Source organism: Bacillus sp. GW823-FHT06A10 (genome assembly GCF_058795375.1).
Map to the genome: position 1 here is coordinate 634,338 of NZ_JBXAHT010000002.1, position 25,687 is coordinate 660,024.

General features: G+C 36.6%; 23 protein-coding genes and 1 pseudogene. 22 read left to right on the forward strand and 2 right to left on the reverse strand.

Annotated features, from left to right (window positions below; all coding sequences use genetic code 11):
* Positions 1–5: 5 nt before the first annotated feature.
* From accC to AC1Q8M_RS18225, 15 genes and pseudogenes are all read left to right on the forward strand, one after another.
* Complete coding sequence (gene accC, locus AC1Q8M_RS18155; protein ID WP_000592870.1) at positions 6–1,358, forward strand: acetyl-CoA carboxylase biotin carboxylase subunit; 1,353 nt, start codon at positions 6–8, stop codon at positions 1,356–1,358.
* Between the two features lie 22 nt (positions 1,359–1,380).
* Positions 1,381–1,773: an Asp23/Gls24 family envelope stress response protein gene (locus AC1Q8M_RS18160; RefSeq protein WP_000807630.1), complete on the forward strand. Its 393-nt coding sequence runs from the start codon at positions 1,381–1,383 to the stop codon at positions 1,771–1,773.
* Between the two features lie 346 nt (positions 1,774–2,119).
* A complete protein-coding gene (nusB, locus tag AC1Q8M_RS18165; RefSeq protein ID WP_000830247.1) occupies positions 2,120–2,512 on the forward strand; it encodes a N utilization substance protein NusB in 393 nt (130 codons plus the stop codon).
* 23 nt (positions 2,513–2,535) lie between these two features.
* The gene (gene folD / locus AC1Q8M_RS18170) at positions 2,536–3,396 is read left to right on the forward strand and encodes a bifunctional methylenetetrahydrofolate dehydrogenase/methenyltetrahydrofolate cyclohydrolase FolD (RefSeq protein ID WP_098360869.1); all 861 of its coding nucleotides are present in this window, start codon (positions 2,536–2,538) and stop codon (positions 3,394–3,396) included.
* A 26-nt stretch (positions 3,397–3,422) separates the two neighbouring features.
* Complete coding sequence (gene xseA / locus AC1Q8M_RS18175; protein ID WP_098360870.1) at positions 3,423–4,781, forward strand: exodeoxyribonuclease VII large subunit; 1,359 nt, start codon at positions 3,423–3,425, stop codon at positions 4,779–4,781.
* Positions 4,771–5,001 carry an exodeoxyribonuclease VII small subunit gene (gene xseB, locus AC1Q8M_RS18180; RefSeq protein WP_000428423.1) on the forward strand — a complete coding sequence of 77 codons (231 nt, stop codon included), beginning with the start codon at positions 4,771–4,773 and terminating at the stop codon, positions 4,999–5,001. Before xseA ends, xseB begins: the two co-directional genes overlap by 11 nt.
* Positions 5,001–5,891: a (2E,6E)-farnesyl diphosphate synthase gene (gene ispA, locus AC1Q8M_RS18185; RefSeq protein ID WP_000150374.1), complete on the forward strand. Its 891-nt coding sequence runs from the start codon at positions 5,001–5,003 to the stop codon at positions 5,889–5,891. Before xseB ends, ispA begins: the two co-directional genes overlap by 1 nt.
* 301 nt (positions 5,892–6,192) lie before the next feature.
* Entirely contained in the window at positions 6,193–8,085 is a 1,893-nt protein-coding gene (dxs, locus tag AC1Q8M_RS18190) for a 1-deoxy-D-xylulose-5-phosphate synthase (protein WP_000366452.1), read from the forward strand.
* A gap of 3 nt (positions 8,086–8,088) precedes the next feature.
* On the forward strand, positions 8,089–8,928 hold the full coding sequence (locus tag AC1Q8M_RS18195; RefSeq protein WP_000111872.1) for a TlyA family RNA methyltransferase: 840 nt from the start codon (positions 8,089–8,091) through the stop codon (positions 8,926–8,928).
* Between the two features lie 142 nt (positions 8,929–9,070).
* The gene (argR, locus tag AC1Q8M_RS18200; RefSeq protein ID WP_001032580.1) at positions 9,071–9,520 is read left to right on the forward strand and encodes an arginine repressor ArgR; all 450 of its coding nucleotides are present in this window, start codon (positions 9,071–9,073) and stop codon (positions 9,518–9,520) included.
* A 264-nt stretch (positions 9,521–9,784) separates the two neighbouring features.
* Entirely contained in the window at positions 9,785–11,524 is a 1,740-nt protein-coding gene (recN, locus tag AC1Q8M_RS18205; protein WP_000947734.1) for a DNA repair protein RecN, read from the forward strand.
* 118 nt (positions 11,525–11,642) lie between these two features.
* Positions 11,643–12,941 carry a SpoIVB peptidase gene (gene spoIVB / locus AC1Q8M_RS18210; RefSeq protein ID WP_002094138.1) on the forward strand — a complete coding sequence of 433 codons (1,299 nt, stop codon included), beginning with the start codon at positions 11,643–11,645 and terminating at the stop codon, positions 12,939–12,941.
* 287 nt (positions 12,942–13,228) lie between these two features.
* Positions 13,229–14,023: a sporulation transcription factor Spo0A gene (spo0A, locus tag AC1Q8M_RS18215; RefSeq protein WP_033657527.1), complete on the forward strand. Its 795-nt coding sequence runs from the start codon at positions 13,229–13,231 to the stop codon at positions 14,021–14,023.
* Between the two features lie 339 nt (positions 14,024–14,362).
* Positions 14,363–14,457: pseudogene (locus AC1Q8M_RS18220) on the forward strand (hypothetical protein); the annotation flags it as partial.
* A 224-nt stretch (positions 14,458–14,681) separates the two neighbouring features.
* Positions 14,682–16,208, forward strand: coding sequence for a glycosyltransferase family protein (locus tag AC1Q8M_RS18225; RefSeq protein ID WP_000172827.1), 1,527 nt, complete (start codon positions 14,682–14,684; stop codon positions 16,206–16,208).
* 177 nt (positions 16,209–16,385) lie between these two features.
* On the opposite strand, the gene AC1Q8M_RS18230 is transcribed toward AC1Q8M_RS18225, so the two are convergent.
* Positions 16,386–16,532 carry a YycC family protein gene (locus AC1Q8M_RS18230; protein WP_001247671.1) on the reverse strand — a complete coding sequence of 49 codons (147 nt, stop codon included), beginning with the start codon at positions 16,530–16,532 and terminating at the stop codon, positions 16,386–16,388.
* A 50-nt stretch (positions 16,533–16,582) separates the two neighbouring features.
* Here AC1Q8M_RS18230 and AC1Q8M_RS18235 point away from each other — a divergent pair, with 50 nt between their 5' ends.
* Positions 16,583–17,311 (forward strand): glycerophosphodiester phosphodiesterase, encoded by a 729-nt coding sequence (locus AC1Q8M_RS18235; RefSeq protein WP_000172580.1) that lies wholly within the window; start codon positions 16,583–16,585, stop codon positions 17,309–17,311.
* Between the two features lie 49 nt (positions 17,312–17,360).
* Here the strand turns inward: AC1Q8M_RS18235 and AC1Q8M_RS18240 are convergent, their stop codons facing one another.
* On the reverse strand, positions 17,361–17,594 hold the full coding sequence (locus tag AC1Q8M_RS18240; RefSeq protein ID WP_001190211.1) for a DUF2627 domain-containing protein: 234 nt from the start codon (positions 17,592–17,594) through the stop codon (positions 17,361–17,363).
* Between the two features lie 137 nt (positions 17,595–17,731).
* Here AC1Q8M_RS18240 and AC1Q8M_RS18245 point away from each other — a divergent pair, with 137 nt between their 5' ends.
* The 6 genes from AC1Q8M_RS18245 to bfmBAA all read left to right on the forward strand — a co-directional run bounded on the left by AC1Q8M_RS18245 (position 17,732) and on the right by bfmBAA (position 25,680).
* Positions 17,732–19,804 carry a sigma-54 interaction domain-containing protein gene (locus tag AC1Q8M_RS18245; protein WP_098360871.1) on the forward strand — a complete coding sequence of 691 codons (2,073 nt, stop codon included), beginning with the start codon at positions 17,732–17,734 and terminating at the stop codon, positions 19,802–19,804.
* Positions 19,805–19,999: 195 nt separating this feature from the next.
* Positions 20,000–20,899 (forward strand): phosphate butyryltransferase, encoded by a 900-nt coding sequence (gene yqiS / locus AC1Q8M_RS18250; protein WP_023522989.1) that lies wholly within the window; start codon positions 20,000–20,002, stop codon positions 20,897–20,899.
* A gap of 34 nt (positions 20,900–20,933) precedes the next feature.
* Entirely contained in the window at positions 20,934–22,034 is a 1,101-nt protein-coding gene (locus AC1Q8M_RS18255; RefSeq protein WP_000171355.1) for a leucine dehydrogenase, read from the forward strand.
* An 87-nt stretch (positions 22,035–22,121) separates the two neighbouring features.
* Positions 22,122–23,225: a butyrate kinase gene (gene buk / locus AC1Q8M_RS18260; protein WP_000115781.1), complete on the forward strand. Its 1,104-nt coding sequence runs from the start codon at positions 22,122–22,124 to the stop codon at positions 23,223–23,225.
* Between the two features lie 4 nt (positions 23,226–23,229).
* Complete coding sequence (lpdA, locus tag AC1Q8M_RS18265; protein WP_098360872.1) at positions 23,230–24,651, forward strand: dihydrolipoyl dehydrogenase; 1,422 nt, start codon at positions 23,230–23,232, stop codon at positions 24,649–24,651.
* Between the two features lie 27 nt (positions 24,652–24,678).
* Positions 24,679–25,680, forward strand: a complete 1,002-nt coding sequence (gene bfmBAA, locus AC1Q8M_RS18270) for a 3-methyl-2-oxobutanoate dehydrogenase subunit alpha (RefSeq protein WP_000852551.1) — start codon at positions 24,679–24,681, stop codon at positions 25,678–25,680.
* The last annotated feature ends 7 nt before the right edge of the window (positions 25,681–25,687 follow it).

Below are 25,687 nucleotides of genomic sequence, written 5' to 3' on the forward strand. Positions count from 1 at the left end.
TTGTGATGATAAAAAAAGTATTAATAGCCAATCGTGGGGAAATTGCTGTACGAATTATTCGTGCTTGTAAAGAAATGGATATTGAAACAGTTGCAATTTATTCAGAAGCAGATAAAGAGTCACTTCACGTACAGATTGCAGACGAGGCGTATTGTGTAGGACCAACGATTTCGAAAGAAAGCTATTTAAATTTGACGAACATTATTAGCGTTGCGAAGTTAACAGGCTGCGATGCTATTCATCCGGGATACGGATTTTTAGCAGAGAATGCAGATTTCGCAGAGTTATGCCGTGAATGTAACTTGATTTTTATTGGTCCAAGTCCAGAAGCTATTTCAAAGATGGGCACAAAAGACGTTGCTCGTGATACAATGAAAGAAGCAGGGGTTCCGATTGTACCAGGTTCACAAGGGATTATTAAAAATACCGAAGAAGCGATTGAGCTTGCTAATCAAATTGGATATCCAGTTATTATTAAAGCGACTGCAGGTGGCGGCGGAAAAGGTATTCGTGTTGCACGTCATGAAGAAGAGCTTATAAAAGGAATTCAAATTACACAGCAAGAAGCTAGTACCGCTTTTGGGAACCCTGGTGTATACTTAGAAAAGTACGTTGAAGATTTCCGCCATGTTGAGATTCAAATAATGGCAGATACACACGGAAATGCCATTCATTTAGGAGAGCGTGATTGTACAATTCAGCGCCGTTTGCAAAAACTATTAGAAGAAAGTCCATCACCTGCACTTGATGAAGATATTCGCAAGCAGATGGGTGAAGCGGCAGTTAAAGCGGCGGTAGCGGTTGATTATACAGGTGCTGGTACGGTTGAGTTTATTTATGAATATAAAACGAAAACCTTTTATTTCATGGAGATGAATACGAGAATTCAGGTTGAGCATCCGGTTACTGAAATGGTAACGGGAATGGACTTAATTAAAGAACAAATTCTTGTTGCTTCAGGAGAAAAGTTATCGTTACAGCAAGAAGAAGTACAATTTAATGGTTGGGCAATTGAATGTCGAATTAATGCGGAAAACCCTGCCAAAAAATTTATGCCATCTCCAGGTAAAGTAGAAATGTACTTACCACCAGGAGGATTTGGTATTCGCGTCGATTCAGCTGTATATCCGGGATATTCAATCCCACCTTTCTATGATTCGATGGTTGCTAAATTAATTGTTCACGGAAAAACACGTGAAGAGGCAATTGCAAAAATGAAGCGCGCACTTAGTGAATTTGTCATTGAAGGCGTACATACAACAATCCCGTTCCATTTGCAATTGCTAGATCATCCTGATTTTGTAAAAGGTGAGTTTAATACGAAATTTTTGGAAGAGCATGAACTTGTGACGCAGTGATACATTAAAGGAGGTTTTTTTCATGGCTGAACATATGTTAGATATGGGTCAAGATACAACTCTTGGTAAAGTAGAAATTGCACCAGAAGTAATTGAAGTAATTGCAGGTATTGCAGCTGCTGAAGTAGAAGGTGTAGCGGCAATGCGCGGTAATTTTGCTACAGATGTTGTTGAGAAGTTAGGTAAGAAAAATCATGGTAAAGGTGTAAAGGTTGAATTAGCAAACGAAGATATTATCGTTGACCTTTATGTTGTAATGTATTTTGGTGTAGCAATTCCAGTTGTTGCACAAAAGATTCAAGACAATATTCGCCAAGCACTCTTTACGATGACAGGACTTGAGCCAAAAGAAGTGAATGTTCACATCGTTGGCGTAACATTCGAAACACAAAAAACAGAAATCGAACCAGTGTAAGAATGAAAAGGTGCCTAGTAACATAGGCATCTTTTTTATCGTTTCATTTCTTCACAAATTACAACCCTCTAATTATTATACTATTTCAAAAAATAAGAAATAAACAAGAAAATGTGTCGTTTTTCCAAAAAACGTACATTGTGATAAGATATGGAACTTGAAGTTAATCTTTTTATTATTTTTCAGCCTTGTAACCCGTGTGTGAAACGATAAATTGTGTTATTATCATTGTATTATAAGGTTGGAAAATCAATGAAAACTGTAAGAGTAAGTGAATTGACGGCTTATAAATTATAATAATATAACAAAGTATAAGGAAAGACTTGAAGCATAAAGGAGAGTTACAATGAAACGTAGGACGGCTAGAGAAAGAGCAATGCAAGCATTATACCAAATGGATATTACAGGTGAATTAGAACCGAAAGTAGCAGTGGAAAACACGCTAGATGAAGGCGAAGAAACAAATGAGTTTCTAGAGTCACTTGTAGTAGGTTTTGTAGAAAATAAAGAAGCAATCGATGAAGCGATTCGTCAAAACTTAAAAAAGTGGAAGCTTGAGCGTATTAGCATTGTTGATCGCAGTATTTTACGTGTAGCTGTGTATGAAATGAAATACATGGAAGAAATTCCACACAACGTAACAATTAACGAAGCAATTGAAATTGCTAAAACATTTGGGGATGAGGAATCTCGTCGTTTTATTAACGGCGTTTTATCTAATATAAAAGATACACTGTAAATTCTTTAAGGGGGAATCTTAAAATGGTAGCAGTAATCATCAAAGGAAATGAAGTTGCGGAGAAAAAACGAGCACAATTAACAGAAGAAGTTGTGAAGTTGAAAGAGCAAGGTATTGTACCAGGATTAGCAGTTATTTTAGTTGGAGAAGATCCAGCATCTCGTTCTTATGTGAAAGGAAAAGAAAAAGGCTGTGAACAAGTAGGGATTTACTCAGAGCTAATTGAACTTCCTGAAACAATTACTGAGGAACGTTTGCTTGCTGAAATCGATCGCTTAAATGGCGATGACCGTATTAATGGCATATTGGTGCAATTACCTTTACCAAAACATATTGAAGAAAAAGCTATCATTGAAAGAATTTCACCAGAAAAGGATGTAGACGGATTTCACCCAATCAGCGTGGGACGTATGATGACGGGACAAGATACATTCCTTCCATGTACACCGCATGGTATTGTAGAATTAGTAAAAGAAACAAATCTTGATATTTCTGGAAAACATGTAGTAGTAATTGGAAGAAGTAATATTGTCGGTAAACCAGTGGGGCAATTGTTTTTAAATGAAAATGCAACTGTCACATATTGTCATTCTAAGACGCAAAATATGAAAGAGTTATCGAAGTTAGCTGATATTTTAATCGTAGCTGTTGGACGACCTAGAATGATAACAGCGGATTATATTAAAGAAGGAGCGGTTGTAATTGACGTTGGTGTTAACCGTTTAGAAACAGGAAAACTTTGTGGTGATGTTGACTTTGACAACGTGTTAGATGTTGCGGGTTACATTACACCTGTGCCAAAGGGTGTTGGTCCAATGACAATCACAATGCTTCTTCATAATACTGTTGAATCTGCCAAACGTGCAGGTGTCGTTTGTAAATAATTTGAGTCGGCTATGAGGAGAGAGAAATGGAGAAGCAATATTTAACCGTTACAGCGTTAACACGCTATATAAAAACAAAAATAGAATATGATCCGCATTTGCAGTCTGTTTGGTTAAAAGGTGAAATTTCCAACTTTAAAAATCATAGCCGTGGCCACATGTATTTTACATTGAAAGATGAAAATGCAAGAATTGCAGCGGTTATGTTTGCGGGTCATAATCGTAATATTAAATTCAAACCTGAAAATGGGATGAAGGTACTCGTGAAAGGGAAAATCTCTGTTTACGAGGCGAGTGGTTCTTATCAAATTTATATTCAAGACATGCAGCCTGACGGAGTCGGAAATTTACATTTAGCGTACGAACAGTTAAAAGTTCGCTTAGAAGAAGAAGGACTTTTTTCTCAAGTTTATAAAAAAGCAATTCCTCCTTACGCTAAAACAATAGGTGTGATTACGTCGCCAACAGGAGCAGCGATTCGTGATATTATAACAACGATTAAACGTCGTTATCCAATTGGGAATGTTATTGTATTTCCGGTACTTGTACAAGGGGAGTCAGCGGCTCCCTCGATTGTACAAGCGATTCGTACAGCGAATGAAATGGGAGAGATAGATGTACTAATCGTTGGTCGTGGTGGAGGTTCTATTGAGGAATTATGGGCTTTCAATGAGGAAATGGTTGCAAGAGCAATCTTTAAGAGTGAAATTCCTATTATTTCGGCAGTAGGCCATGAAACGGATTTTACAATCGCAGATTTTGTTGCAGATTTACGCGCGCCAACACCGACTGCAGCAGCTGAGCTAGCAGCACCTAATATTATAGAGTTACAAGAAAAGGTATTACAAAGAACTCTGAGATTGCAAAGAGCAATGAAAGAGTTAGTACATAAAAAAGAAGAAAAACTACAAGTGTTGCAAAAATCGTATGCGTTCCGTTATCCAAGACAAGTATATGAGCAAAAGGAAGAGCAATTAGATAGAGCGCTAGAACAGCTTGTTTTAGCGAACGAGCGCTATATTGATAAAAAGGTGAATCAGTTAAAGCAACTTTCATTTTATTTAGAGAAGCACCACCCATCTCAAAAAATTATTCAAACGAAGGTAGCTGTTGAAACGTTGCAAAAGCAATTACAACGTGAAATGCAAACGTTACTTCAAACGAAAGAATTTGCCTTTGTAAGAGCTGCTCAAAAACTTGAAGCGTTAAGTCCGCTTAAAGTAATGATGAGAGGGTACGGGCTTGTATATGATGAAGAGAAGCAAGTGTTAAAAAGTGTGAAAGATGTAAGCCTTGGAGATGCTGTTTCAGTTCAATTACAAGATGGAATACTAGATTGTAGCGTATCAGGCATAGAGGAGCGTGAATTGAATAATGGAAAATAAATTAAGCTTTGAAGAGGCAATTTCGCAACTTGAGCATCTTGTTTCTAAGCTAGAACAAGGTGACGTACCTTTAGAAGAAGCGATTTCTTATTTTAAAGAGGGTATGGAATTATCTAAGCTTTGTGATGAGAAGTTGAAGAATGTACAAGAACAAATGGCAGTTATTCTTGGGGAAGATGGAGAGCTTGAACCGTTTACTGCTTTAGGAGATGAAGCATAGTGACGATTGCTTTTGATACTTTTTTGAAGGAAAGTAAAACTTTCGTAGAAGAGAAACTTGTAAGCTATGCAAATGAATTACAATGTCCAAATGTACTTCGTGAAGCGATGGCATATTCTTTAGAAGCGGGTGGAAAACGTCTCCGCCCGTTACTTTTGTTTGCAACATTACAAGCGTTTGGGAAAGAAAGAAATCTTGGAGTAGGTGCAGCTTGTGCTCTTGAAATGATTCATACATATTCGTTAGTTCATGACGATTTACCTTGTATGGATGATGATGATTTAAGAAGAGGAAAGCCCACAAATCACAAAGTATTTGGTGAAGCGATGGCAGTTTTAGCAGGAGATGGCTTATTGACGTATGCTTTTCAAGTTATTATGGCATATGAGCAAAAAGAAATTTCTGCAGAAAAAAAAGTAAGACTTGTACTTGAACTTGCAAAAGCAGCAGGACCAGAAGGAATGGTTGGCGGACAAGTGGCAGATATGGAAGCTGAAGGGAAACGCCTTACGATTGATGAATTGGAGTACATCCATAAACATAAGACCGGAAAACTGCTTGAATTTGCTGTACTTGCGGGTGCGATACTTTCTGATGCGACAGAAGAGCAAGAAGAAAAGTTGCTTACGTTTGCTAAATATATCGGTCTAGCTTTCCAAATTCGAGACGATATTTTAGATGTCGAAGGCACCGAAGAAGAGATTGGAAAACCGATTGGTAGCGATCTTTCTAATGAAAAGAGCACATATACGACGTTGTTTACTGTAGATAGAGCAAAGGATATTTTAGAAGAAACAATTGCAGAAGCAAAAGGTGCAATTAGCTCCTTGCAATTACAAGATGAATATTTACTATCTATTTGCGATTTGATTGCAAAACGTAATAACTAATATAACAGCGTTTTCATTTGTTGAGTCATTCATCATTTTATGATATAAATGTAGGAAAAGGTTTTTCTTTTCTTGTTATTGGCAAAAATATATGTAGATTACATTGCCGTTATCACTTCGTGTTAGCGGCTATTTTTTTCATCGCCTAAAGAAATATGGTTTATAATAGGATTAAGGCGCAATAGACTGGTTAATAGCGGGACAAGACGAAAAGTAGAAAAGAGAATTTCTTGTTTTGTGTAAATGTTTTTTATAATATTTGACATGTTGACAGATTATGAAATGAAAGTGAGTGATCCATGTGGATCTAACGCAAATTCAAAACCCTAGTTTTTTGAAAGATATGTCTATCAGTGAACTAGAGGGATTGAGTGAGGATATTCGTAAGTTTTTAATTGAAGAGCTCTCTCAAACAGGTGGACATATTGCACCTAATTTAGGTGTAGTAGAACTCACAATTGCTCTGCACAAATTATTTGATAGCCCGCAAGATAAATTTTTATGGGATGTAGGACATCAATCCTATGTACATAAAATTTTAACTGGACGCGCGAAAGAGTTTGGTACATTAAGGCAATATCAAGGTCTATGTGGTTTCCCGAAACGTTGCGAGAGTGAGCATGATGTATGGGAAACTGGTCATAGCTCGACTTCGTTATCGGCTGCAATGGGAATGGCTCTGGCACGTGATTTAAAGAAAACGAAAGAATATGTTATACCAATTATTGGAGATGGTGCTTTAACAGGTGGAATGGCCTTAGAGGCATTGAACCATATTGGACATGAAAAAACAGACATGATTGTTATTTTGAATGATAATGAAATGTCAATTGCACCAAACGTTGGTGCGCTTCATAATGTACTCGGTCGTTTACGTACCGCAGGAAAATATCACTGGGTAAAAGATGAATTAGAGTATATATTAAAGAAAATCCCAGCAGTTGGCGGGAAAGTGGCTGCGACAGCAGAGAAAATAAAAGATAGTCTTAAATATTTACTAGTATCTGGTGTCTTTTTCGAAGAGTTAGGCTTTACATATTTAGGTCCAGTCGATGGGCATGATTATGAAAAGTTATTCGAAACGTTGCAATATGCAAAGAAAACAAAAGGCCCAGTACTTGTTCACGTTATTACGAAAAAAGGAAAAGGTTATAAACCGGCTGAGAGTGACGTTATTGGAACTTGGCATGGAACAGGACCTTATAAAATTGAATCAGGTGACTTCGTTAAGCCAAAAGAAGTTGCACCAGCATGGAGTGCTGTCGTTAGTGAAACAGTACTTAAGCTGGCGAGAGCGGATGAGCGTATCGTAGCAATTACACCTGCAATGCCTGTTGGATCAAAACTTGAGAAATTCCAAAAAGAATTCCCAGATCGTATGATTGATGTAGGTATTGCAGAACAGCACGCTACAACAATGGCAGCAGGTATGGCAACGCAAGGAATGAAGCCATTCTTAGCAATTTATTCGACATTTTTACAAAGAGCATATGACCAAGTTGTTCATGATATATGCCGCCAAAATTTAAATGTTTTCATCGGAATAGATCGCTCGGGATTAGTAGGAGCAGATGGTGAAACGCATCAAGGCGTATTTGATATCTCATTCTTACGTCACTTGCCGAATATGGTGCTTATGATGCCGAAAGATGAAAATGAAGGGCAACATTTAGTTTATACGGCGATGCAATATGAAGATGGACCAATCGCATTGCGTTATGCTCGTGGTAATGGACTTGGCGTTCATATGGATGAAGAATTAAAGGCGATTCCAATCGGTACGTGGGAGACGTTAAAAGAGGGTACACAAGCAGCTATTTTAACGTTTGGTACGACAATACCAATGGCAATGGAAGCAGCTGAGCGTCTTGAAAAAGCTGGGGTTTCAGTGAAAGTAGTGAATGCTCGCTTTATTAAACCAATGGATGAAGCATATTTACATGATCTTCTAGGGAAGAATATACCGATTTTAACGATTGAAGAAGCTTGTTTAATCGGTGGTTTTGGAACAGGAGTAGTTGAATTTGCATCTGAAAATGGTTACCATAGTGCATTAGTTGAACGAATGGGTATTCCAGACCGCTTCATAGAGCACGGAAGTGTAACAAAATTATTAGAAGAAATTGGTTTAACGACAGATGCTGTTGTAGACCGTATTCATACAATGATTCCATCAAAACAAAAAAGGGCGTAACAAATGAGCGTAAAAAAAGAAAGAGTAGATGTACTATTAGTAGAGCGAGGACTTATAGAAACGCGTGAGAAAGCAAAGCGCGCCATTATGGCCGGACTCGTATATGCAAATGAGATGAGACTTGATAAGCCAGGAGAGAAAATCTCGCAAGATACTGAGATTACGGTGAAGGGACAAGTTATGCCGTATGTAAGTCGTGGTGGTTATAAACTTGAAAAGGCATTAGAGACATTTCATCTTGATTTACAAGATAAAGTTATGATAGATATTGGTTCATCAACTGGTGGCTTTACAGATTGCGCACTTCAAAATGGAGCGAAATTATCTTATGCATTAGATGTAGGATACAATCAACTAGCGTGGAAATTACGTCAGGATGAGCGTGTTGTTGTAATGGAACGAACAAACTTCCGTTACGTGACACCAGCAGACTTAGAACGTGGTTTACCTCAATTTGCAAGTATTGATGTTTCATTTATATCATTAAAGCTTATACTGCCAGTTTTAAAAACAATGCTTATGCCTAACGGAGATGTAGCAGCGTTAATTAAACCGCAGTTTGAAGCTGGAAGAGAGCAAGTTGGGAAAAAAGGTATCGTTCGTGATAGAAAAGTACATGAAGCTGTTGTAGAAATGATTGTCGATTTTGCTTTAAAAGAGGGCTATGATGTGGAAGGTTTAACATTCTCACCAATTACGGGTGGGGATGGTAATATTGAATTTTTAATTCATCTGAAATGGCATGGTGAACGTGAGAATGGCGAAAATCATTCTCCGATTTCTATAGAGCAAGTTGTTACAGAAGCACATGACGTTCTAAAACAAAAAGGGAAAGGGGAATAACATATGTTGTTCCTCTTTTTGCTGTAATTGTATAATGATTGTAAAAACAATTGTGTACAAGAAACGAATTATAAGTTAACATAAATAAGTGAAGTATACCAATGTTTAAACTATGGTAAGAGATAGTGTGAGGTGCAAATGTATGAATAAAGGTCAGCGCCATATTAAAATCAGGGAAATTATTGCAAACAAAGAAATTGAAACACAAGATGAATTAGTTGATATTTTACGTAATGAGGGATTTAATGTAACGCAAGCAACAGTATCGCGCGATATTAAAGAACTGCACTTAGTGAAGGTGCCATTACATGATGGGCGCTATAAATATAGCTTGCCAGCAGATCAACGATTTAACCCGTTACAAAAATTAAAACGAAATCTAGTGGATTCATTTGTAAAATTAGACACGGCAGGACATATGCTTGTGCTAAAAACATTGCCTGGTAACGCTCATTCACTTGGAGCACTTATTGATCATTTAGAGTGGGATGAGATCATCGGAACCATCTGTGGTGATGATACTTGCTTAATTATTTGCCGTACACCTGACGATACAGGTGTTGTCTCTGATCGTTTCTTAAATATGTTGTAACAAAAAATCTTGTTTGCTTTCCATCGTAAAGTGGGAAGTGAACAAGATATTTTTATTGGTCAAAAATATGATTTTTCAATTGTAATATAATATTTTGTTTGCATAAAGTTAGAAAATAGATGGATTGACCCGTAAAACAAATGTTTGGTACAATGAAGCGGGTTAGAAGAGTATATACATACAAATATATAGCATGATTATTTGAATGAAGAAATGAGAAAATCCTTTAGTAAGGGATTATTTTATAACGAGGTGAATGGGGCATTGTTATCGGAATTATCGATTAGAAACTTTGCTATTATTGAAGCATTAAATATTTCTTTTCAAAAAGGTTTAACGGTTTTAAGCGGTGAAACAGGGGCCGGAAAATCGATTATTATTGATGCGATTAGTTTACTTGTAGGTGGCCGTGGGTCAGCAGAATTTGTTCGATATGGAACAGAAAAGGCTGAGATTGAAGGGCTGTTTTATGTTGAAGATGATAAGCATCCATGTATTGAAAAGGCAGAAGAGTTAGATATAGAAATAGAAGATGGCATGATTATTTTAAAGCGTGATATTGCTGCGAACGGGAAGAGTGTATGTCGTGTAAATGGGAAGCTTGTTACACTTAGCATATTAAAAGAAATTGGGAAAACACTTGTTGATATTCATGGACAGCATGAAACGCAAGATTTAATGAATGAAGAACGACATCTGTTTATGCTTGATCACTTTGATGGGGATCGAATCGTTAAACAACTAGACATATATCAAAACGTATACGCTGACTATGAAAAATTAAAAAAACAATTGAAATCGTTAAGTGAAAATGAACAACAGATGGCACATCGCTTAGATTTAATTCAATTTCAGCATGAAGAAATTCGCAAAGCTGATTTAAAGATGGATGAAGAAAATGAATTAACTGAGGAACGATTGCAAATTTCTAATTTTGAAAAGATTTATAAAGCATTAGGTGATGCATATCGTTCATTGAGTGCTGACGGACAAGGATTAGATAATGTAAGAAGCGCAATGGGACAAATGGAAAGTATTACACATTTAGATGAAATGTATCAAGAGAATCATGATTCAATTGCAAATAGTTATTACTTATTAGAAGAGGTTGCATATCAACTGAGAGAAAAGCTCGATATGATGGAATATGATCCAAATCGTTTAGATGAAATCGAAACACGTTTGAATGAAATTCGTATGCTAAAGAGAAAATATGGAAATACTGTAGAAGAGATTTTAGCGTATGCAGATAAAATTGAACAAGAAATATTTACAATTGAAAATAAAGACGTTCATATTGAAACGACGAAGAAACAGTTGAAGGAATTAGAAAGTGTTATTCTGAAAGAAGCAACGTTGTTAAGTAATATGCGTCATGAGCTTGCAGAACACCTTACAAATGCAATTCATCAGGAATTAAAAGAATTATATATGGAAAAAACGAAATTTGAAGTGAGAATTATGAAGAGAGAAGGAAATGCAGAAGAGCCCCTTGTGGAAGGTGCGCCGGTAAGACTTACGGCGGATGGTTACGATCATGTGGAATTTTATATTTCGACGAACCCAGGAGAGCCGCTAAAACCACTTTCAAAGGTTGCTTCTGGCGGAGAGTTATCTCGTATCATTTTAGCTTTAAAAAGCATTTTTTCTAAGCATCAAGGGGTTGCATCTGTTATTTTTGATGAAGTGGATACGGGTGTAAGTGGCCGGGTCGCACAGGCTATTGCTGAAAAAATTTATCGAGTATCAGTAAACTCGCAAGTACTTTGTATTACGCACTTACCTCAAGTAGCTTCAATGGCAGATTCGCATTTATTTATTCGAAAACAAGTAGCGAATGATCGGACAATTACATCAGTTACTGTTTTAACTATGGAGGATAAAGTAACAGAAATAGCTCGAATGATTTCTGGTGTGGAAATCACAGATTTAACGACGGAGCATGCGAAAGAATTACTTACGCAAGCGCATCATTTTAAACAGACAGCAGAGGCTATCCAGTAATGGATAGCTTTTTTTCTCAAATGACGATTTCTTAATTCTTCCGGTTATAAATAAAGCACTGCAAGGAGAGATTAAAAAGTGAAGCCAAGAGGCTGAATGTGGGGTAGGAGCGAGGAGAGTGAACAAGTTGAAATTAGAAAAATTTCGAAAAATAATAGGTCTTTGTCTCCTTGTTTCTTTAGTTTTTATTGGATGTTTTAAACCGCTTCGAACGTTTATTTCATCACCGAAACAACTTGTTGTTTTTGAAGGACAACAATCAGAAATAACATCATTACCAGTTTTCAAAGCTTCATCCACAAATCGTCATGTATTTACAGTGAGTTCGAATGAACAAAAACAAGGACTTATGGTAAATTCTCATCAAAATGGTGAAGCTGATATGGTATTTCAGCTTGCGGGTTTTCCAGTGAAAAAAGTAAATGTGAAAGTGTTAAAAGATTTTAAAGTGATTCCAGGTGGACAATCAATTGGTGTGAAATTAAATACAAAAGGTGTACTTGTTGTAGGCCATCATTTAATTCAAACTGAAAAAGGTAAAATATCTCCTGGTGAAACAGCAGGTGTACAAATTGGAGATATGATTACTGAAATTAATGGTAAAACCATTGAAAGAATGAGTGATGTAGCACCGTTTATTCATAATAGTGGAGAAACAGGTGAACCGCTTAATCTTGTATTGCTAAGAGATGGAAAATATATTCGCACGAAGCTAACGCCGCAAAAAGACAATGGTGAAGCGTCTTATCGAATTGGCTTGTATATCCGTGATTCGGCAGCTGGAATTGGAACGATGACATTTGTTCATCCGGATTCTATGAAATACGGGGCGCTTGGTCATGTTATTTCTGATAATGATACAAAAAAGCCGATTCAAGTCGAAGATGGACAAATTATGCGCTCGACAGTTACATCAATTGAAAGAGGCAGTCATGGGAATCCAGGCGAGAAATTAGCAAGATTTTCACCAGATCGTGAAGTGATTGGCAATATTACAATTAATAGTCCATATGGTATTTTTGGAAAATTAAATACGAATATGAAAAACGGTATAATGGATAAAGCAATGCCTATCGCATTATCTCATCAAGTAAAAGAAGGACCGGCAAAAATATTAACAGTTATTGATCAAGATAAAGTAGAAGCGTTTGATATTGAAGTCGTTAGTACAGTGCAGCAAAAATTCCCAGCTACAAAGGGTATGGTAATAAAAGTAACAGATAAACGTCTATTAGCGAAAACGGGCGGTATCGTACAAGGAATGAGTGGAAGTCCAATTGTACAAAATGGAAAAGTAATTGGTGCTGTTACACATGTATTTGTAAATGATCCAACATCAGGATATGGTGTTCATATTGAATGGATGTTACATCAAGCTGGAATTAATATTTATGATCAAGAGAAAAAAGCGAGCTAATACATATTAGCTCGCTTTTTCTGTTGAAAAATTCGTTGAAATTTTGTAAAAGCTCCGCAAGAGGTGTTTTTTGTTGTAAAATAAAAGAAAAGGGTTGAACGTTTCGTTGTATTTCTATGATGGAATGTGTTGCGAAAGGGAATAAATGAACGATAAACATATTTTTTTGTGATTTTATCGGAAAGTAAGAAACTTTAAAAGGGAATTTTCACACAATTGTCGAACAATTCATGTAGCCTAGAAGGATACACATGTCGGAGAATCGATTCGGTAAGGGAGGAAAAGCTGTGGAGAAAATTAAAGTATGTCTTGTGGATGATAATAAAGAACTAGTATCAATGTTAGAGAGCTATGTAGCTGCTCAAGATGATATGGAAGTAATTGGTACTGCTTATAATGGTCAAGAGTGTTTAAACTTATTAACAGATAAGCAACCTGATGTACTCGTTTTAGACATTATTATGCCACACTTAGATGGTTTAGCTGTATTGGAAAAAATGCGAAATATTGAAAGGTTAAAACAGCCTAGCGTAATTATGTTGACAGCATTCGGGCAAGAAGATGTGACGAAAAAAGCAGTTGACTTAGGTGCCTCATATTTCATATTAAAACCATTTGATATGGAGAATTTAACGAGTCATATTCGTCAAGTGAGTGGTAAAGCAAATGCTATGATTAAACGTCCACTACCATCATTCCGATCAGCAACAACAGTAGATGGAAAACCGAAAAATTTAGATGCGAGTATTACGAGTATCATTCATGAAATTGGTGTACCCGCTCATATTAAAGGATATATGTATTTACGAGAAGCAATCTCCATGGTATACAACGATATCGAATTATTAGGATCGATTACGAAAGTATTGTATCCAGATATCGCAAAGAAATATAATACCACAGCAAGCCGTGTGGAGCGAGCAATTCGTCACGCGATTGAAGTAGCTTGGAGCCGCGGGAATATTGATTCTATTTCGTCCTTATTCGGTTATACAGTATCCATGTCAAAAGCAAAACCTACGAACTCTGAGTTTATCGCAATGGTTGCGGATAAGCTGAGACTTGAACATAAGGCTTCGTAAACGCTGTAGTATCAAGGTGTTAAGCGTATTTCATAATAAAATTTAATAACCAACGAATTACGTATGTAGGCAATAAAGTACATAGGTAATTGGCGGTTAATTTAAAAACCTTCTATTTATTGGATTGAAATTTTGATTCCAATAGCTAGGAGGTTTTTTGTTGTATGAATAACTTTCAGATGAATGTAGAAAACTTTTTACTTCATTGCGATGCAAAGCATCTAAATAGAAGAAAATGATGAACTCTTATTAAGTTGACCTATCAATTTGAGGATGGGCACCAATAAATAGAATCATTTAATGATAGTTATGAAATATACAATGCCTTGATATAGCGATGGTTATACAGTATCCATGTCAAAAGAAAACCTACGAATTCTGAATTTATCGCAATGGTTGCGGATAAGCTGAGAGTAGGAACAGTAAGGGATTGAAGTTATAGTAAAGCTTAATAATTCTTGCAATTTATACTCGATAGTAAATTTAAAATCAATGAGTTTTTTATTTACCTCGATTTAAGGGTTTTGAAGGAATACATATTTATATAGAAAAATGCAGTGAAAATACGGATATGTACAGAAAATAAGTGGATTTGACATCATAATCTCTATAACGTATCATTGATTTGGAAAAGTTAGAGATATAGGAGAATGGATGAATGACTTTAAAAAAAATAGTAAATCGAGCGTACCCAATCATTGTCATGACGGTGTTTTTATCTATATTTTCAATGATAGTAAGTAAATTTTTTATCCCAAAAACAATTTTGATGAGTGGTGAATTTCCTTATCCGACTGAGGAGTATACTCCCAAAAAAGTCGCTGCTGTTATAGCGTTGACGTTGCTTTTATTTGTGCTCTTCTTTATGTATTATAAATTGGTTATTAATAAAATGAAAAGAACGTATACAAATATTATGATTGCTTTAGGTATCATAATCATTTTGACGATGGAAATAATTATTACTTCCATAGCATTTAACCCTGTTGTTGGGGATTATGCTATCCTTAAACAAGGAATTGTCTCTGTGTTTAATGGAGATAATCAATTTTTAGAAATGGGACAGCTTTTATTTTATCCATATAATACACATGTTGTATTAATAGGAGGATATTTTGCTAAATTGATAGGGAGCGTAGATTTAGCGATAAAAATATTACCAATAGCTTGTATAACAGGCAGTATTATTTTAAATGTATTGATTGTAAGGAAAATTACAAACTTTAAAGTTGCTCACATATCGATTGTGTTATCTGTGCTAAATATTTTTATATATTGGCAGGCACCAGTTTTCTATACTCATACATTGGTAATATTTTTTATTTCAGCAACAATGTATACATATTTGTGCTTGAAAACGGCGGAAACAAAAAGAATGAAGATTATTTTATGGATTTTATTAGGGGTTTTCGCAGCTTGTACTTATATTATAAGACCGACAGCATTAACCGTAGCGTTAGCGATTTTAATTGAAAATATTTTTAAGTTTCGTAAGGAATACTCTGTAAAGGTGTTAAGTAGTGTTTTATTTTGTTTAATCCTTATTGTAAGTTTTAAAGGTATAACGACAAAGCTAAATCTCAGTACCGATAATGAAATTGAAAAAATTCCATTCACTCATTGGGTGAAAATGGGCCTGAACAAAGATACGTATGGTGTGTGGAATCAGGCAGATGCAGATTATATTGATGATGAAAACATAAAGAATACGAAAGATTTGAATGAGCACAATCAAGAAGTTATAGTGCAACGTTTCAGTGAACTTGGTGTAATGGGTTATGTGCAACATTTGAATGAAAAAATAACTAGAGAATGGGTATCAAGTCAGTTCTCCATGTACCGTATTGGGCAATGGTTTGAACAGAAGAATGACATGGTAACTAATTACGTATCGAATTATAGTACAACGAATTATAAAATCGTTACTATATATTCGTATATTATCAAATTATTTGTTTATATAGCTGTTTTGGCGGCTGTTATTCTTTATAAAAAGAAAGATGAAAATGAATCGGAAGTTATACGAATTGCGATGATTAGTGCATTAGGGGTATTTACTTTCTTGTTACTATGGGAAACAGCTCCTCATTATACGTATGAAGCATTTGCATTTATGAATATTCCAGCTTCTTTAGGATTGTATAAAGTGTTTATGATTTTTAACAAAGAAAAGAAAAACGCATAATTTGAGTAACTAAAACGAGTAATGAGAAGCCCCCTCTTTTGTTAAAAGAGGGGGCTTCATTTAAATGTTTGAAGAAAAGATTAAATGGGATCATAGTATATCCGGTAAGGGATTTTAGCAAGGAAGTCATCCGTGATATAATAGAAAATATAAAAAGCCCTGCAAAACAGGACTGTATTACTCTTCGTCTTTATTTTGTTTTTCTAATTCAACTAGCTTTTGAATTAAAATGTGCTGCGGCATATGCATGAGTTGTTCAAGTGGAACACCTAGTGCTTTTGATAAGCGGACTGCAGTATCTGGAGAAATTTGTAATGGTCTCATAGAAGTACCTCCTTTTTCGTATAGTATAGCATAAGATTGGGGGAGTGAGGATGACTCTTATATTTGCACATCGTGGTGCGGCTGGAACGTACCCAGAAAATACAATGATTTCATTTGAAGCGGCTGAGTCTTTTAGAGCGGATGGAATTGAACTTGATGTTCAATTAACGAAAGATGGGAAAGTTGTCGTCATTCATGATGAAACGGTGGACCGAACAACAAATGGAAAAGGTGCGGTTCGGAATTATGTATATGAGGATTTATGCAAGTTAGATGCAAGTTATAAATTTGGTGATAAAGTAGGGTTTTGTAAAATACCACTTTTAGAAGAGGTATTAGAATGGCTTGAACAAACGAGTTTGCTACTTAATATTGAACTTAAAAATAATAAAATTCCATACAGAGGTTTAGAGGAAGAAGTTATAACGCTTGTACGGAAATTTAGTTTAGAGGATCGTGTTATATTTTCTTCGTTTAATCACTACAGTATGAAACGGTGTCATATGATGGCTCCTGATATTCAAACAGCAATTTTATATCGCGAAGGTTTGCATAGTCCGTGGGCATACGCGAAAAAAATGGGGGCTACAGCAGTACATCCGAATTATCGTTATCTTCAAGATGCTATTGCCGAACTAACGATGGAAAGTGGTGTAGAGGTTCGCCCTTATACAATTAATGAAGAAACGCTTATGCGTAAATATTTTGATATGAATATATCGGCGATTATTACTGATTACCCTGAAACGGCAAGAACGTTGTTGCCAATAAAAAAATGAGACCGCGTGTAACGGTCTCATTTTTTTATTTATAAATAGTGGGGCATTCCTATCTTCTAAAGCGAGCTTGTACTTTATTTCGTTTACGGTCTCGGTGCAAGACGAAGCCACCGAAGATATAAAACCCGAGCCCGAAGCAGAGAGCGCCGATTAAAAATTGTAACCACAGTATAGAGATTGGTGGAAATAGAATCCCGAATACAGTATCTCTCATTAACTTTATACCAAACACAGCTAATGAAATAGGGATGAGTGCTAATAGTAGAGCAACGTAACGCTGCATACATAACTCTCCTTTTCAGATTATTTCGTATATTTTAATGATGTTATACGGAAAGGGGGTTTGTCAAGAGGGTGCTGAACGAGTAAGATAAGGGTGTGAAAAAATTTGCAGAGTTACTTCGAGAGGAAGTGTAATATATGAAACAAAAAGTATTAATTGTTGGTGCAGGTGAAGGCGGGAGCGCACTGCTGAATCTGTTACAAAGTTCGAATATATTTCAAATTATAGGGATTATTGATATAAATCCATTGGCAAAAGGATTACAAATTGCTAAGGAATATGGAATTTCAATTGGAGAAAGTGTAACTCCATTTCTTTCTATGCATATCGATGTAATATTTGATATGACAGGTGAAGATGATGTACATAAAATTTTATTGAAAAAAAAGAAAAAAGACACTCTTCTTATACCAGGTGATATTGCAAAAATTGTTACAGGATTAGCGCATGAGAAGGAAGGGTTAATTGGGCGGTTAGAGGAACAGACGCAACAAGGAGAATTAATTTTAAATTCTACGCATGACGGCATGATCGTAATTGATCGAGAGGGACAAGTTCGTCTTTTTAATAAAAGTGCAGAGCGTATTATCGGATATAAAAAAGAAGAGGCGATAGGAAAATATATTTTAGAAGTCATTCCCACTAGTAAATTACTTCGCATTATACGTACGAAACAAATAGAAGTAAATTATGAACTAACATTAGAGAATGGAAAGAAAATTATTACAACGCGTATACCGATATTAAAAGAAGGCGGAGAGGTACAAGGGGCATTTGCAATTTTTAAAGATATAACAGAAGTTGTAGATTTAGCGGAAGAAGTTACAGACTTAAAAGAAATTCAAACACTATTAGAGGCAATTATCAACTCATCTGAAGAAGCGATTTCGGTTGTGGATGAAAAAGGAAGAGGTTTAGTCATTAACCCGGCATATACGAAATTAACGGGTCTAACAGAAGAAGATATTATTGGGCAGCCTGCTACAACTGATATTGTAGAAGGCGAAAGTATGCATATGAAAGTACTTCGAACACGTCGTGCGGTGCGCGGAATACATATGAAGATTGGGCAAAAAAAGCGCGATGTAATTGTAAACGTAGCGCCAGTTATTGTGGATGGAATATTGAAAGGAAGCGTTGGCGTTATCCGTGACGTGTCGGAAATTCAAAAGTTAACAAATGAATTGAATAGAGCAAGGCAAATTATTCGCACATTAGAAGCAAAATATTCATTTGATGATATTGTCGGAAATTCAGATGAAACAACGGCAGCTATCGAACAGGCGAAGCTAGGAGCGAATACACCAGCAACGGTACTGTTACGCGGTGAATCTGGGACTGGTAAAGAATTGTTTGCACATGCAATCCATAATGGAAGTAATCGAAAATACAATAAATTCGTCCGTGTAAACTGTGCGGCCATTTCGGAGACGTTGTTAGAAAGTGAATTATTTGGTTATGAGGAAGGGGCGTTTTCTGGAGCGAAAAGAGGCGGGAAACGTGGGTTCTTTGAGGAAGCGAATAACGGTAGTATTTTTTTAGATGAAATAGGGGAGTTATCTGCAAATACACAAGCGAAACTCCTTCGTGTATTGCAGGAAAAAGAAATTGTAAAAGTTGGTGGGACGAAAGCGATACCCATTAATGTTCGAGTAATTGCAGCGACACATGTGAATTTAGAAAAGGCTATTCTAGAAGGGAAGTTTAGGGAGGATTTATATTATCGATTAAATAAAATTCCAATTCAAATTCCATCTCTTCGTCAACGTAAAGGAGATATACCGAAAATTGCGGACAGGTTGATTCAAAAAATTAATCAAGATTATGGTCGTAATGTAGAAGGGCTCACTGATTCAGCTATTTTATATTTACAATCATACGAATGGCCAGGAAATGTGAGAGAACTTGAAAATATTTTAGGACGAGCGATTATTTTTATGAATTATAATGAGATCTATATTGATGTACAACATTTACCACCATTACATAATGAAGAGCAGGTGGAGTCAAAGCAATCTCATTTATTACCTGAATTAGAAGAAAAGCCACTTGAACATTTAGTAACAGAGTTTGAAGGGAATATTATTCATGAATATTTGGAGAGATTTGATGGGAATAAAACACAAACTGCAAAAGCGTTAGGAATTTCCGTTCGAAATTTATATTATAAGCTAGAAAAGTATGACCATGCAAAAAATAGCATGCAATAAATTGCGTACCGTGCAATTTATTGCATGGTATACAAAAAGCGACAAAATAAGACAGAATCTTTTGTTATTTTCCAAAGTATTGATTTTACTGCATTTTGAATGCGTTTTCATTATTGGTAAGACCACTTTTAAAAGTTGGCACGGTATTTGCTTTATAAATAGACGAGGGACGACGGAAAGGGTTGATTACAAAATATGAAGTTAGAATACTTAATTGATCAAGCAGCGGGAAAGCCTAAAAAAACTGTAGCTGTAGCAGTAGCTGAAGATCATGAAGTAATTGAAGCTGTAGCGAAAGCAATTAAATTACAGCTAGCTCAATTTCGTCTATATGGAAATCAAGAAAAAATAATGGGGATGCTACAAGAACATGGTTTACAAACTTCAGAACATGTTGAAGTGATTGCAGCAATGTCTAATGCAGAGGCTGCAGAACTTTCTGTTAAAGCTGTGAGAAATGGTGAGGCAGACGTGCTTATGAAGGGGAACATCCCAACAGCGAATATTTTGAAGGCTGTGTTAAACAAAGAGTGGGGCCTACGTAAAGGTAGCGTACTTTCACATGTAGCAGCATTTGAAGTTCCAAATTATGATCGTCTTATTTTCGTTACAGATGCAGCGATGAACATCGCACCTGATGTAACACAAAAAGCTGCTATTATACAAAATACTGTAGAAGTTGCCCGGGCAATAGGAATCGACTTGCCAAAAGTGGCACCAATTGCAGCAGTAGAAGTTGTGAATCCAGCGATGCAGGCGACAATTGATGCAGCGATGTTAACACAAATGAATCGCCGCGGACAAATTAAAGATTGTATCGTTGATGGACCACTTGCTTTAGATAATGCAGTATCACAAATTGCAGCAGAGCATAAAGGCATAGTAAGTGATGTAGCAGGTAAGGCAGATATTTTACTCGTCCCAACGATTGAAGCTGGAAATGTGCTATATAAATCACTCGTATACTTTGCGGATGCAAAAGTAGGAGCAATGATTGCTGGCGCAAAAGCACCGATTGTTTTAACATCTCGTGCTGATTCAGCAGAAACAAAAGTATATTCATTAGCATTGGCAGTTGCGACTGCTTCAAAATAAACCAAAAAGGGTAAAACATTAGGGGGAAACGACAATGACATTAGAAATCTTCGAATACTTAGAAAAATATGATTATGAGCAAGTGGTATTTTGTCAAGATAAAGAATCTGGTTTAAAAGCAATTATTGCAATTCATGATACAACACTTGGACCGGCTCTTGGTGGAACAAGAATGTGGACATATGATTCTGAAGAAGCGGCGATTGAAGATGCATTGCGTCTTGCAAAAGGGATGACATACAAAAACGCAGCAGCTGGTTTAAACTTAGGTGGTGCGAAAACAGTAATTATCGGTGATCCTCGTAAAGATAAGAGCGAAGCAATGTTCCGTGCACTAGGACGTTATATCCAAGGACTAAACGGACGATACATTACAGCTGAAGATGTTGGTACAACAGTAGATGATATGGATATTATCCACGAAGAAACTGACTTTGTAACAGGTATCTCACCATCATTCGGTTCTTCTGGTAACCCATCTCCAGTAACTGCATACGGTGTTTATCGTGGTATGAAAGCAGCTGCAAAAGAAGCTTTCGGTACTGACAATTTAGAAGGAAAAGTAATTGCTGTTCAAGGCGTTGGTAACGTAGCATATCATCTATGCAAACATTTACACGCTGAAGGAGCAAAGTTAATCGTTACAGATATTAATAAAGAAGCTGTACAACGTGCTGTAGAAGAATTCGGTGCATCAGCAGTTGAACCAAATGAAATTTACGGTGTTGAATGCGATATTTACGCACCATGTGCATTAGGCGCAACAGTTAATGATGAAACTATTCCACAACTTAAAGCAAAAGTAATCGCAGGTTCTGCAAATAACCAATTAAAAGAAGATCGTCACGGTGACATCATTCATGAAATGGGTATTGTATACGCACCAGATTATGTAATTAATGCAGGTGGCGTAATTAACGTAGCAGACGAATTATATGGATACAATAGAGAACGTGCACTAAAACGTGTTGAGTCTATTTATGACACGATTGCAAAAGTAATCGAAATTTCAAAACGCGATGGCATAGCAACTTATGTAGCGGCAGATCGTCTAGCTGAAGAGCGCATTGCAAGCTTGAAAAATTCTCGTAGCACTTACTTACGCAACGGTCACGATATTATTAGCCGTCGCTAATCATTCATATATAACTTTTACAAAAGGTGTGGTTACCTCTTATGAGGTTTCCGCTTCCTTTTGAATTTATTAGTGGAGGTAGCAACATTGTCTGTAAATCGAATTCTTGTTATTAACCCAGGTAGTACATCCACAAAAATTGGTGTTTTTGATAATGAAAGACCCGTTCTAGAAGAAACGATTCGTCATGACGTAGAACAGATTGGAAAATATAAGAGAATTATCGACCAATATGAGTTTCGAAAAGAAACGATTTTAGAAGTTCTACATTCTCATGGTATTAACATTTCAAAATTAAACGCTGTTTGTGGGCGTGGTGGATTACTTCGTCCAATCGAAGGCGGTACGTATACAGTAAACGATGCGATGTTAGAAGATTTGAAAAATGGCTTTAGCGGTCATCACGCTTCAAACCTTGGAGGCATTTTAGCATATGAAATTGCTTCTGGATTAAACATTCCTGCATTCATTGTGGATCCTGTCGTTGTAGATGAGATGGAGCCGGTTGCTCGTATAAGTGGTATTGCTGGTATGGAACGCAAAAGTATCTTCCATGCATTAAATCAAAAAGCAGTTGCTCGTAAAGTAGCTGAACAGTTAAATCACAAATACGAGGATTTAAATTTATTAGTTACACATATGGGTGGCGGTATTACAGTTGGTGCTCATAAAAAAGGAAGAGTAATCGATGTGAATAACGGTTTAAACGGAGAAGGACCATTTAGTCCAGAGCGCGCTGGTACAGTACCAGTAGGGCAACTAGTAGAAATGTGTTTCTCTGGTGAGTATTACCGTGATGAAATGATTAAAAAACTTGTCGGACAAGGTGGACTTGTAAGTTTAATCGGTACAAATGATGCGATTAAAGTAGAGCAAATGGTTGAAAAAGGTGATCCTGAAGCAACTCTTATTTATAAAGCAATGGCATATCAAGTTGCAAAAGAGATTGGCGGAGCTAGCGCTGTACTTCACGGGAAAATCGATGCAATCGTATTAACTGGTGGACTGGCATACAGTAAAATTCTTGTCGATGAAATAAAAGAGCGAGTGGACTGGATTGCAGATGTTATCGTACATCCAGGCGAAGATGAGTTAGAAGCGTTAGCAGAAGGAGCACTTCGTGTATTACGTGAAGAAGAAGCTCCAAAAGAATACGTTGTACGTGAAAAAGAAACGGTAGCTAGGGGTTGAGATAATGGCAAAAGAATATGATTTAGTCATCGTTGGCGGCGGTACTGGTGGATATGTTGCTGCAATTCGTGCATCACAATTAGGGTTAAAAACAGCACTAGTCGAAAAAGAAAATCTTGGTGGTACTTGTTTACACAAAGGATGTATTCCTAGTAAAGCTCTTTTACGTAGTGCGGAAGTATATGCAACTGCTAAAAAAAGCGAAGAGTTCGGAGTTATTGCAAGCAATGTAGAACTAAACTTTGCGAAAGTACAAGAGCGTAAAGAGAAGATTGTAACGCAGCTTCATAAAGGCGTTCAACATTTAATGAAACAAGGTAAAATTGATGTGTTTGAAGGTATTGGTCGTATTCTTGGCCCGTCTATTTTCTCTCCTATGCCAGGGACAATTTCAGTTGAACTTGCAAGTGGAGAAGAGAATGAAATGTTAATTCCAAAAAATGTACTTGTTGCAACAGGTTCTCGTCCAAATTCATTACCAGGTTTAGAATTAGATGGAGAATACGTAATGTCTTCGGATCATGCTCTAAAAATGGAAACGCTTCCTAGTTCGATTATTATCGTTGGTGGCGGTGTAATCGGTATTGAGTGGGCATCTATGCTTGCTGACTTCGGTGTAGAAGTTACAGTATTAGAGTATGCAAAAACGATATTACCACTAGAAGATCAAGACGTTTCAAAAGAAATGCAACGTCTATTCAAGAAAAAAGGTATTAAAGTGGTAACTGGTGCAAAAGTATTACCAGAAACATTGGTAAAAGATAATGGAGTAACAATCCAAGCTGAACACAACGGTGAAAATAAAGAATTTAAAGCAGAAAAAATGCTTGTATCTGTAGGAAGACAAGCGAATACGCAAAATATTGGCTTAGAGAACACAGATATCGTTGTGGAAAAAGGATACATTCAAACAAATGAGTTTTATCAAACGAAAGAATCGCATATTTACGCAATTGGAGATGTAATCGGTGGCCTGCAACTTGCTCACGTTGCTTCTCATGAAGGAATTGCTGCAGTAGAACATATTGCAGGGAAAGAAGTTACACCAATTGATTACTCTATGGTATCAAAATGCGTATATAGCAGTCCAGAAGCTGCTTCTGTTGGCTTAACAGAACAAGAAGCGAAAGAAAAAGGCTATAAGTTAAAAGTAGGTAAGTTCTCATTCCGCGCAATCGGAAAAGCACTTGTATACGGAGAATCAGATGGTTTCGTAAAACTTGTAGTTGATGAAGAGACAAATGACATTCTTGGTGTTCATATGATTGGACCACATGTAACAGATATGATTTCTGAAGCTGGTCTTGCAAGAGTACTTGATGCAACACCTTGGGAAGTAGCACATACAATTCATCCGCATCCATCATTATCTGAGGCGATTGGTGAAGCAGCACTTGCTGTAGATGGAAGAGCGTTACACGCATAAAAATGTGGATTTAGGAGGTTATGAAAAATGGCAGAAGTAAAAGAAAAGCGCCATGAAGAGCTTGGCTTAAGTGATGAGCAAGTATTAGAAATGTTCCGTACGATGTTACTTGCACGTAAAATCGACGAACGTATGTGGTTATTAAACCGCGCTGGTAAAATTCCATTCGTAATTTCTTGTCAAGGACAAGAGGCTGCACAAGTTGGAGCGGCGTTCGCTCTTGATAGAGAGAAAGATTATGCATTACCATACTATCGTGATATGGGTGTTGTACTAGCATTTGGTATGACAGCTAAAGAGCTTATGTTGTCTGCTTTCGCGAAAGCTGGAGATCCAAACTCTGGTGGTCGTCAAATGCCTGGTCACTTCGGTCAAAAGAAAAATCGTATTGTTACAGGTTCATCTCCAGTAACAACGCAAGTACCACATGCAGTTGGTATTGCACTAGCTGGAAAAATGGAGAAGAAAGATTTAGTAACGTTCGTTACATTTGGAGAAGGTTCTTCAAACCAAGGTGACTTCCATGAAGGGGCAAACTTTGCTGGTGTACACAAACTACCTGTTATTTTTATGTGTGAAAATAACAAATATGCAATCTCTATTCCGGTTGAAAAACAATTAGCATGTAAAAACGTATCAGATCGTGCAATTGGTTATGGTATGCCTGGATATACAATAGACGGAAACGATCCACTTGCAGTATATAAAGCTGTAAAAGAAGCAGCAGATCGCGGTCGTCGTGGTGAAGGCCCAACTTTAATTGAAACAGTATCATATCGTTTAACAGCACATTCTAGTGACGATGATGATCGTGTTTATCGTGATAAAGAAGAAGTAGAAGAAGCAAAGAAAAAAGATTCAATTATAACATTCGCGGCTTATTTAAAAGAAGCTGGTGTGTTAACTGAGGAATCGGAAAAACAAATGTTAGACGAAATTATGCATATCGTAAATGAAGCAACAGAATATGCAGAAAATGCTCCGTATGCAGCACCTGAAGATGCATTGAAGCACGTATACGCAGAATAGGGGGGAA